This is a genomic window from Myxococcus vastator (assembly GCF_010894475.1).
Taxonomy (GTDB): Bacteria; Myxococcota; Myxococcia; order Myxococcales; family Myxococcaceae; genus Myxococcus; species Myxococcus vastator.
Map to the genome: position 1 here is coordinate 1 of NZ_JAAIYB010000315.1, position 10285 is coordinate 10285.

The window sequence follows — 10285 nt, forward strand, 5'->3', positions numbered from 1 at the left end:
CCTTCAGCGCGAAGGCCTTCGACGCCTCCAACGCCGTGCGCTACACCGGCGAGATAGCCAACGTCACCATCCAAGCCGGGCAGACGACGGCCGTCACCCTGCTGCTGCAGGAGGTGAACGCGCCGCCCCCCTTCGACAACGCGGCGCCGCAGATTCTCTCCCTCGTGGCCAACTGCGTGTTCCGGGGCAAGCCGAGCACCGATTCCAGGCCAAGCCGAGCAGCGATTCCGGAGCAAGGTGAGCAGCCGTTCCGGGGATGCCGAGCAGGCATTCCGGGCATGTCGAGCACAGATTCCGGGGACGCCCTCACCGCCCTCAACCGGGGGCGCCTGCTGCGGGCCCTCGTCGGGCGGGTGGTGGTGAACGAGACGACGGGCACCGTCGACGTGCACCTTGCCCACGCCGGTGAGGTCGCGGCGCCCGGGCGCGAGGGGGGGCGGCGTGAGCGCGAGCCCCGAGTCCCAGCCGGCGGATGCCAGCCTCGTCAGCGCGCACTTCCACCGAGTGCGTCGCGCGAAGGTGCGCCTCCGGAGGGGGAGCACCACCTCCGCCGCGCGAGGTGGCGTGCCGGCCAGCGCATGTCGCGCGAATGCTGGCATTGGCGCACCACGTGGAAAGCGCCATTGAACGGGGCCTCGTGGCGAGCGCAGCGGACGTCGCCGGCCAACTGGGCTTCACGCGGGCGCGCGTGACGCACCTGTTGGACTTGCAGTTGCTGGCGCCCGACATCCAGGAGGAAGTGCTGTTCCTCGAGGCCATCGATGGGGCGGACAAGAACTTCGGCACCGTCGGCGGGCGTGAAGCACTACACCAGGCCAACTCGACAACGTGTTCAAGACGTCGCGGTAGGGAGAGGCCCGGTGCCGGCGGGCGCTCCCGGTGCCGGGCTTGCGTCACCACTACGCGCGCACCGAGCGCCACTACTCGAACGCGGTGAAGGAGAAGGTGGACTGGAAGTCGGCGTCCGCTCCTTTGTCGATAAAGGAAGGGGCGGCTGAGCCACGCAGCACCACATGGAACTTGCTGTCGAGGAATCGCGTGTAGTCATCGGCCGCCATCGCCTTCGAGTCGAAGTCGATGAGCAGCGACACAGGCCCACTGCCCGTGGGGTTCTCCACGTGGCCGGCGACGTAGGTGTTGTTGGACTCTTCCATGCGGAAGAGGATGTCCACTCGGCCGCTGAAGACCTCGGCGAGTGAGGCCACGCCCACGCTGCCGGCGCCCAAAGTGAGCGTAAGGCTGGTGAGGTCCACGAGGGCGGGCGACTTGCCGTCCAGTTCCCGGCGCGCGCTATCGACGAAGACCTTGAATGGGTTACCAGACTCGGTCGAAATCCCCTTCTGGGTTGTGACGGTGGCGTTGACCGTGTCGGACGACTTGGCCTTGAGGTTGATGCCGACCGGCGCCGAGTACGACACCGCATCGCCTCCGCAGCCAATGAGCGCGAGCGCGGCGCACAATACAAACGGGAGAAGACGATTCATTTCTGTGGGCTTTCTTCGGGAGAATGGGGCGCGCTCGGCCTGACGCACCTTGAGGGAAGCTGCGCTACGACACAGGAGACCCGTCCGCATGCTTGTTGGCCACGTCACAGGTTGGCTGGTGTACATTGGCGCACATGGCCCCCGTGCGCCCATTCGCATGCGCATTGTCGAAGCTGAAGACGTGCTACGGGTTCGCCGCATGCAACACGGCGCCCACGAAACCCACCCCGAACAGGCGCTCGACGCCATCATCCGGTGGGGCCAGATTCGGGCGGATGATGCCGGAGGTTCGCCACCGCGCCATGTTGTTTAGGAAGAGGCGCAATCAGCTCCACGGCGACGCGAGCAACCTTGAAGAAGCCTAGGGGCGTGTCGCGCCGGCCAGCGCACGTCGCGCGGATGCTGGCCTGGCGCACCATGTGGAATCCGCCGTTGAGCGGGGACTGGTGGCGAGCGCCGCGGACGTCCTGAGACGGGAGTCGGAATAGTCGGACTTCTTGATGTAACGTGAGTGCAAGAGGCTGTCCGTCGTGTTGGCGAATACGCGGGCCATCCAGTCCGCGAGGAAAGTGAGCGTCAGTACATGCAGAACGACATGAAGAGCACCATCCAGGCTGCGGTGGCGGAGGAGGTAGGGAAGGCGATGGCCCGGCAGTTGGAACTGCTGGAGAAGATTGCTCAGTTCCTGGGCATTGAGTCCGGCGCGGCTCGTGCGGCGTCCGCGCCGAAGCGCACCCCCGCGCCCGCGTCGAAGCGCCCGTCCACGGTGCCCGTACGGAAGTATGTGAGGCCGGAGGTTGCGCCGAAGCCCACGCGGGCCGGGCCTTCGCCCCAGAAGAGCCGCGTGCGGGCGCGCGCGCGTGCCGCAGGCCGCACGGCGACGGCCGCCGCCCCCAGCCCCAGCGCAGAGGCGTCCGCCTCCTTCAAGGAGGGGCAGGAGGTCAGCTACAAGCAAGGGCGGGGCACCTTCCCCGCCAAGGTGAAAGCCGTCAACGAGGAGGCGAAGACGGTAACGGTGGAGCGTGTCGGCGACGGCAAGCAGGTGGTGCGTCCCTTCGAGAAGGTGACGCCAGCCTGACGCTCGTCCCCGAAGCGCCCTCTCCGGAGGGCGCTCCCGCGGCTCGTCGCTACGGCTCGTCGGCCATGGCGTCGAGTTGCCCCTGGGCGATGGCGCGGTAGTGGGGCACGACTTCCACGGCGAGCACGTCCCGCATCTCCTGGCGGGCGCTGACGAAGTCTCCCTCGTCCTTGTGCTGGTACATCCGGTGTAGCGCGTCCATGAGTCGGCGAGTGCCCTCGCGGATGCGCCGAGACTCCTCTTGCAACAGGCCCAGCGCCCCCTCTTCCGTGGCGAGCGCGCTCTCGGCCTCGCTGGCGCCGATGCCTACCTGGGCGGCTGTGCGCTTCAGCAGCGCCTTCTCCTTCCGCGTGAGGGCCAGGCGCTCTCCTTTGGTGAGGACACGACGCGCCAGCGCGCGAATCGGCCCCCAGTCAATGGTTTTACTCACGATGCATGTTTCCTTTGCGGGCTGCGCAGCCCGGCGTGTGAGGCCGAGGCTGGGTCTCTTTCACCCTGGATAGGGATAGGCGCACTTGGGGCTGTGCCGTCCGCTACGAGTGGTAGAGGGCTTCACAGTTTCCAAAAGGTCATGCTAATTGGAAGGTCGAGTCAACTATACCTAGAAAGCCCCAGGAAAGTTGCTGCGACGGCGAATCTCGGTGTCCGTGGGGCCGCGTCCCCTCTTTCAGGAGGATTCACAGCCATGACGAAGCGTCCGGAAGATGAAGTGTCGACGGAGGAGTTACCGACCCGACTCCCCACCCCGCCTGGCCCCAGCGTGCCGCACTTCCTCTTCGAGGTAGAGGGCGTGCGCTATGAGGCGGTGCGGGAGGTCGAGGTGCGCTCAAATGGCGAGAAGCTCCTGAAGGCGGAGCGGCGAGTGGCGGATGGAGTCCTGGCTGGCCTCTGTCTGGTTCGCCGGATTGCCAGCCCCTCCACGTACATGATGCGCAAGCGGATGATTGAAGAGGTGCAGCTGGCCTTTCGCCTCAACCACCCCAACATCGCCCAAGTCTTCCATATGCAGGTGGATGAGGAGGAGGACGCCCCCTACGCCATTATGGAATACGTGGGTGGGCCCTCGCTGGAGACGCTGGTGTGCGCGGCGTTGGTGCGAGGGCATCCCCTCTCGGAGGGCTTTGGCTTGTACGTGGGGGCGGAGGTGGCGGACGCGCTGCACTACGCGCACACGCTGACGTCAGAGAAGGGCGTGCCCCTGGGCATCGTCCACCGGGACGTGAGTCCCAGGCACATCGCCCTGGGCCTCCATGGAGAGGTGAATGTGCTGGACTTCGGCTCAGCATTCTCGCTGATGGTGGGGCGGGAGGAGTCGCCGGAGAATCTGCTGCGAGGGGACGTGGCCTACGCCTCTCCGGAGTACCTGCGCAAGGAGGGGCTGACGCCGCGCTCCGACGTCTTCAGTCTGGGGGTGTTGCTGGTGGAGGTCCTCACGGGCAAGCACCTCTTCGAGGTGCGCGACGTCCCGGTGGTGGCGAAAGAGAGCCGGTTCCGCCCGGAGTCGCAGCCCTCGTTGCCGCTGCAGCAGATGCAGGCCCTCATGGAGACATTCACTCCGGACGTCGTCGAGAAGGCGGTGGGCCACCTCAGCCAGGACATCAAGGCGGTGTTGCACACCGCGCTGCGCCGCAACCCCGAGGAGCGCTTCGCGACGGCGGCGGACATGCGGGATGCGCTGCGGGGTGTCGCCAACGTCCAGCTCCGCGAGCCCTATGGGCGCGCGGAGGCCGCCAAGGAGGCGGCCCGCGTCGTGTCCGAGGGCGGCGTACTGAGGGACTTGGTGGAGTTCGGCGAGGCCGGCCTCTACCCGGATGGGCTCGAGAAGCACGAGCTGGGGCTCCCGAAGAAGGAGTAGGCCGCCGATGCTCTGCTTTCGCGTACTGCGCAATGGCCGGCACCTCGCCACCGCGGGGGTGTCGGACTTCGGTGTCATCTCCACCATTCTGACGTGGGTGCGTCGCCCCGATGATGAGACGCGCGACAGCCCGGAGGTGGACCTCCATGTCGGGGGCTCCGTGGGCAGGGAGTACCGTGAGCACCTGCGGTGGTGTTACGTCAACGACATCCGTGCGGGCGACGTCCTCACTGTGGAGGTGCGTGACGACTTGGAGGCAGAGCCTCCGAGCGAGAGGCGTCTCGACGAGGAGTCGGGGCTGGACGATGTGGCCCGCCTCCAACTGAGAAAGAAGGCCCTGGAGGCGCAGCTCGCCGACGTGAATGAGGAGTTGGGGGAGCGCGGCGCGGCGTAGCGGGAGGCCTCCTCCCTCGGACGGGGAGGCGCTCCGTCCTCGCCGGGGCCCGCTCCGTTTGGGAGCGGGCGTGCTCCGGTGCAGGGCCCCGAGGCATGGGGCCCTGCCCGCCGGGCCTGCTCCCCGCTCGGGGGCGCTGGCACTCCGGCCGCGAGCAGCCTGGCGCTGGAGGGGCGGGTGCCCTCGGGGCGCTGGTTCAGCGGGCCAACTCGGTGGTGATGCGGACGAGGGCGTCCAGCTTCGCCGCATCGAGCTTTCGCGCGAGGAAGAGAAGGCGGCGCAAGGTGACGTCATCCTCCGGCCGCGTCCGTGCCCCTCTGTCGGAGGCCTCGGTGAGGCCCATCATGTCCTCCGGGGAGACCATCAACTCGATGCACAGCTTCTTCAGCGTCTCGACGCTGGGAATCATGTGCCCGCGTTCGATGCGGCTGTAGACGGCGGAGGCCATCCCCACGCGCTCCGCGACTTGGACCTGCGTCAGACTCATCTGCTCCCGAGCGAGACGGGCAATGGCACCCAGGTGCGCTGCAAGCTGTTCATTCATAGGTACAAGGGAGTATACCTGAGTTGCGAGTTGTCAAGGGAGTACGATTCCTCAGTGCACGCCCGGCAGGAGTCGGATGAGGGCGAGCGCCTGGTGTGCGTCCAACTGACGCACACGGCGCAGCAGGGCCTCCTTGGCGGCAGCGACGACGTCCGGTGGCAGTGAGGTGGGGTATTCCAGTACCTCGTTGGGCGTCGTGCGGAGGGCGGCGCACAGGCGGTACAGCGTTGGGAGGCTGGGGAATACTCGGCCGCGCTCCATTCGACTGTAGACGACGGGGGAGATGTTGATGAGGTGGGCCACCTCTGTCTGCTTCAGGCCTGCCCGAAGGCGGGCCGCGCGCAGGGTGCCGCCGACGATGCCAGGCAAAGGACGGGAGGGCTCCTTCGGAGGGGCGAAGCCCCGGGCGTCAGGGTGGATGTACATTCCAAGCAAGCTATACCTGATAGTCTAGTTGGTTTTACCGGTCTGTGTGGCTTGGCGCCTCTGTGGCTAGTGGTTGGGTGGGGGAAGACTTCGCGCGATTTCCCCGGGCTTCTGGTACCGTGGGCCGGCGTCGGGGAGGGAGTTGCATGCGCGTGGCCGTAGTCCTGCTGTCCTACAGAGTCTCCGGGAGGACGTCGCCATGAGGGACAACGGCCCCCCGGCCGTGCTGTCTCCCGGGGACGTGGTGAAGGGCTACACGGTGGTGAGGCAGTTGGACCGAGGCGGCTTCGGCACCGTGTACCTCGCGACGAATGACGGGCAACCCTGCGCCTTGAAGCTGGTGGAGCGGCAGCGCGTGGAGGGGCGGGTAGAGAAGGAAATCTCCATCCTCTTGCTATTGAAGCACCCCAACGTGGTGGGCATTCGCGGCTTCTCCTACTGGCAGGCCGGGGAGCGCGACTTCGCCCTCATTGCCATGGAGTACGTCGAGGGGCGGAAGCTGAGCGCGTGGGTGAAGGAGGAGAACCCCTCGGCCCGGCAGGTGGCGAAGGTGACGCTCGACGTGGCGCGGGCGCTGGTGGCCTCGCACGAGGCGGGAGTGGTGCACCGAGACGTGAAGGACGCCAACGTCATGGTGCGCGACGCGGACGGCCTGGCGGTGCTGGTGGACTACGGGATTGGGGACTACAAGGGCGCCCCCGGCGTCACCCAGTCCATGCTGCCGCCCGGGACGATGGAGTACCGGCCCCCCGAAGCCTGGCTCTTCATGAGGAAGCACCTGGGCCAGCAGTCGGGCGCCCGCTACGTGTCCGTCCCCTCGGACGACATGTGGGCCCTGGGCACTGTCCTCTACCGCCTCCTCACGGCGAGGCTGCCCTTCGACGCGGGGACGGACGCGGAGTACGTCGAGGGCGTCATGGGCAAGTCGCCTGTGCCCCCTCACCACGTCAACCGCTTCGTCCCGGAGCGGCTGGGCATGTTGTGCATGCGGCTGCTGGAGAAGGAGCCTGCTGCGCGTCCCGACGCGAACGCTGTCTGTGCGGCCCTGGAGGAGTTCCTGTCCGGGGTGGAAGGGGAGGCGTGGGACACTCCCTTGTTTGACTCGTATGGCCCCAACTCGGCCACCACCGAGGGCGATGCGGGCGCGCTGGCTCGGTGGGCGAAGCGGCCCTTGCGCCAGATGCGCCGGGGCAAGGCGCCCGGGCCGGAGCTACCGGCAGTCCAGGGCGAAGGCATGCCCGCGGCATCGCCACCCGAGGCCCCGCTGTTGCCTGCGGCCACGCGGCCTGTGGAGTCGCATCTGCCGGGCTTGGTGCTTGAGGCGGGGATGGAGGCGGAAGCCGCAATGGAAGCGGACGCCGCGCCGCAGGCGGCGCCTGTGGCCTCCGTCGTCGAGGTTGAGAGGCGCTCGTTCCTCGCGCGGCTCAGGATGGGACGTGTGCTGGGCGCGGGGTTGCTGGCCATGGCCCTCGCGGCTGGGGCGTACTTCTCACAGCGGACGGCCTCACCGCAGTCGCAGTCTGTCCCCGGCCAAGAAGTAGCGGCATATGCCAAGAAACCTCAAGCTGCCCCGGCCGCAGCTCCCACCGGGCCGGAGGCAACACCTGCGGCCGTCGCGCCTCCCGCGATGCTCCCCGAGGTGACTGCCACCGTGACGACACCCAAGAGTGACACCCCTTCCTCCCCGCCGGTGCCTGCAAGGAAGGCCGCGAGGAGCGTCCGCACTGCCCTGGCGACGACGGCGCTCTGCGGAGCGCTGGCCTGCACAGGGCCGCAGGTGCGCCTCGCCCCGGAGCCCGAGCCGTGCCCCGAAGGCGGCACCAAGGGCATGAAGATGCTTGGCATGAAGATCGGGGACGAGGCGGGGGCGAGCTTCGTCCGGGGAGAAGAAAAGTACGTGACGGTGAGGGACGGCACTGCACAGATCATCCTGGGGTCGGACAAGGCCACTCTGTCTGGGCGACTCATTATTGCCGACCGCGTCTATGTCCGACTGACTCGGGCGCGGACAAGCAAGGGCAGTTTCCCCGTATGCTTGGAAGTGCTGGACAGCTCTCGCAACCGAGGACTGGAGGTAGAGGGCGGCGGAGGGGATACCGGTAAGGCGCGCGTGTTCTCCGCCGTTTGGGTCAAGGCGGTGAGTGAGTTTGAATGACATGCCGCTGTTTGTCAGACGATCATGAGCCGCCAGGGGTGTCGCTGCTGTCTTGGTCCAGGAGAAATGTCGAGTGCATCATTCAGTGTCGGCCGTTCTGCTTTTCCTCCTCCTGGCAGGCGAGGGGACAGCTCTGGCGCAGTCGCCCCCGGCTACAGCGGGGCTGAGCGTTCGCCGAATCGAACTGGTCTCGGATGATGCTCAGCCAGCGGCTGAAGTGGCGGTGAGCCCAGGACTCTCGACTGTGTTCATCTTCGATTCAGACGTGAGTCGGGACGGGGTGATTCTCGACGAGCGTGAGCGCTTCTCGGTACTGGATGCAGGCCTCAGTACGTTGCGCCTGGTCCCGTCAGAGAGAGTCTCCGCGGGAGATCGGCTCCGGCTAACGGTGCGCTTTCAGGATGGAGCGGCCCCGGTGAGCGCGACGTTCGTTTTAGTCGCACACCCAGCGCGCTCGGAGGCGCACGTCGAAGTTTATCGACGCAAGAGGCGCGTCGAGACATACCAGGAGGAGGTTCGTCAGGCGCGCATCGAGGCTGAGAAGTACCGGGAGGAGAATGAGCGCCTGCGCGCGGCTCGAAGTGCTCCTGATGGGCTGACGGGACTCATTTCGACAGCAGTCCTCAGCGGACGAGGCGTTGACTTCCGCGACCTGACCGCCGTTGCTACCCAAGGCCCAGGAGGGGCCGCAGCCAAGAGTGTTGTCTATGCATACCGCACAGCCCGCAGGGTGGCTGTTGAGGTCACCCTCAAATATGTAGGAGACGCTCAGCCATGGACAGCAGTGGGGGCGACGCTCCGGGGGAAGGCTAACGAAGAGCTGAAGGTGCTTCAAGTGTGGCAGTCGGGTCCTGTCGCCCCGGGCTCGGATACTCAGCGCGTAGTGGTAGAGGCTGAGGCAGCTTCCGAGTCCCCTCAAGGCCCCTTCACGCTCAAGCTCTGGGATGCGGACGGGCGCCGCACCGTCACGTTGGGCAACGTCACCTTCCCTTAGCGACATCATCGTCTGGCCGCCGCGGCTTGCTGATTGGTGGCAATTTTCGCCAGTGCGTTGTTCGGGTTACGTGGAACCTTCGGCTCGGGTTTCGTTAGCGCGAAGTTTCGCTGCCCCTACGAAAATGCGTGCGTTCTCTGTACGTAGCTCAGTCGAGAATGGGGTACAGTAGGGGGCGTGAGGTTCGGTGCGGCTTTGTCACAAGGCAGGTTGACGTGTCAATCCCCGAGCCCGACATGTCAAGAAGGTGTGTTTCATGTGGATGCGGACACTCGAGTTGTTCTTGATGCTCGTTTAGCGCTTGTCCGCTCTGCAGCAGGGCTATCAGCCCCAGAGCTCCGCCTGAGCTGCCCTCTCTAATGCGATCAAGTGGTCTTCGATCGTTAAGTCAATGTCTAGGTACATGTTTGGGCAATAGGAGCAATGGCAGTCGTCTCCCCTTCGCCTCCCGCGGACTGCCTGCTGACAACCAGTTCCGGCTGAGCCATTGGCGCAAGCGCCTCTATGACATCGAGAACCGGATAGATGCGGCGGGCCGCCAATTCATTGGCGACATAGCGATCAGCGGAGTCTGGCAGCGCGACCTCTTTGGGGAGATATGCATCTGCGGCAAGGAATTGTTTGACAATGTAAAAGCTCTTGTAGAACAACTCCATAAATCCTGCATTGTAGGGCAGGGGACATAAAATCAGATTTCGAGAATCGTCAAAGGAGGGGCGTTCCCCTTTTCGGCTCTCTGGGTAGATACCAAGTCGCAATCCAGCTGCCCCAGCCAAATCCTTTGAATTAATCTTGAGTGTCGCCGCTACCCATTTATCCATGGATGGTGAACCAATGAAGAGATCGGCCTTCCAGATTCCACGGATACTGCGAGGCAAATAGTCTCGATGCTCGGGATATCGAAAGGCAGTTTGGGCGATCTGGATATATTGCTTTAGCTTAGCTGGTTGTCCACGATTGCCGACCCATATTCTGGACTCGTCAGTCAAAAGAGTCGCCGCAGGCTCAATGAGGGACACGCGGCCAGCCTTTTCTGCGCCAAACAAAATCGAGCGTGCGCTCCCGCTGATGCTGCAGAACTCCTCCAGAACCTCGTTCATCAGCGGAACGATTAATGGGTCGTTGCGACAAATTGCATCATGAACGGCGTATTCAAAGCAGATACCGCAATCCCCAGAGCCTTCGCGATACTCTCTCGCAAGATCGGCAAGTGTAACCTCCTCGATCCCTCCTAGGAGTGTGTAGCGGTAATGGGGTTGGAAGCGAGACGGGACGAGTGACGCCGGTCCGCCGCTGGGTACGGCAGGCCGCTACGCTGCCGTCATGCGGAAGAGCTTGAGGAGGTTGTGGGTGGC

At 65.3% G+C, this 10285-nt stretch carries 10 protein-coding genes and 1 pseudogene; 6 read left to right on the top strand and 5 right to left on the bottom strand.

Going from position 1 to position 10285, the window contains the following annotated elements; translation table 11 throughout:
- Nucleotides 1-692, top strand: a pseudogene (locus G4D87_RS26115) (hypothetical protein); the annotation flags it as partial.
- Nucleotides 693-920: 228 nt separating this feature from the next.
- Here the strand turns inward: G4D87_RS26115 and G4D87_RS26120 are convergent.
- A complete protein-coding gene (locus G4D87_RS26120; protein WP_163785065.1) occupies nt 921-1484 on the bottom strand; it encodes a hypothetical protein in 564 nt (187 codons plus the stop codon).
- A 583-nt stretch (nt 1485-2067) separates the two neighbouring features.
- Between G4D87_RS26120 and G4D87_RS26125 the strand changes: the two genes are divergently transcribed.
- Nucleotides 2068-2562, top strand: a complete 495-nt coding sequence (locus G4D87_RS26125; RefSeq protein WP_163785067.1) for a PspA — start codon at nt 2068-2070, stop codon at nt 2560-2562.
- 49 nt (nt 2563-2611) lie between these two features.
- Here G4D87_RS26125 and G4D87_RS26130 read toward each other — a convergent pair whose 3' ends face one another.
- Entirely contained in the window at nt 2612-2992 is a 381-nt protein-coding gene (locus tag G4D87_RS26130) for a DUSAM domain-containing protein (RefSeq protein ID WP_163785069.1), read from the bottom strand.
- A gap of 255 nt (nt 2993-3247) precedes the next feature.
- On the opposite strand from G4D87_RS26130, the gene G4D87_RS26135 reads away from it, so the two are divergent.
- Together G4D87_RS26135 and G4D87_RS26140 are read left to right on the top strand one after the other, a co-directional pair.
- Nucleotides 3248-4417 carry a serine/threonine-protein kinase gene (locus tag G4D87_RS26135; RefSeq protein WP_163785071.1) on the top strand — a complete coding sequence of 390 codons (1170 nt, stop codon included), beginning with the start codon at nt 3248-3250 and terminating at the stop codon, nt 4415-4417.
- 7 nt (nt 4418-4424) lie between these two features.
- Nucleotides 4425-4811, top strand: coding sequence for a hypothetical protein (locus G4D87_RS26140; RefSeq protein WP_163785073.1), 387 nt, complete (start codon nt 4425-4427; stop codon nt 4809-4811).
- Between the two features lie 196 nt (nt 4812-5007).
- On the opposite strand, the gene G4D87_RS26145 is transcribed toward G4D87_RS26140, so the two are convergent.
- Together G4D87_RS26145 and G4D87_RS26150 are read right to left on the bottom strand one after the other, a co-directional pair.
- Nucleotides 5008-5355, bottom strand: a complete 348-nt coding sequence (locus G4D87_RS26145; protein WP_090491882.1) for a helix-turn-helix domain-containing protein — start codon at nt 5353-5355, stop codon at nt 5008-5010.
- 51 nt (nt 5356-5406) lie between these two features.
- Nucleotides 5407-5724: a helix-turn-helix transcriptional regulator gene (locus G4D87_RS26150; RefSeq protein WP_240358620.1), complete on the bottom strand. Its 318-nt coding sequence runs from the start codon at nt 5722-5724 to the stop codon at nt 5407-5409.
- A gap of 256 nt (nt 5725-5980) precedes the next feature.
- Between G4D87_RS26150 and G4D87_RS26155 the strand changes: the two genes are divergently transcribed.
- The gene (locus G4D87_RS26155; protein WP_163785076.1) at nt 5981-7936 is read left to right on the top strand and encodes a serine/threonine protein kinase; all 1956 of its coding nucleotides are present in this window, start codon (nt 5981-5983) and stop codon (nt 7934-7936) included.
- Nucleotides 7937-8009: 73 nt separating this feature from the next.
- Nucleotides 8010-8930: a DUF2381 family protein gene (locus G4D87_RS26160; RefSeq protein ID WP_163785078.1), complete on the top strand. Its 921-nt coding sequence runs from the start codon at nt 8010-8012 to the stop codon at nt 8928-8930.
- 395 nt (nt 8931-9325) lie between these two features.
- Here G4D87_RS26160 and G4D87_RS26165 read toward each other — a convergent pair whose 3' ends face one another.
- Nucleotides 9326-10030 (bottom strand): hypothetical protein, encoded by a 705-nt coding sequence (locus G4D87_RS26165; protein WP_163785080.1) that lies wholly within the window; start codon nt 10028-10030, stop codon nt 9326-9328.
- Nucleotides 10031-10285 lie beyond the last annotated feature (255 nt).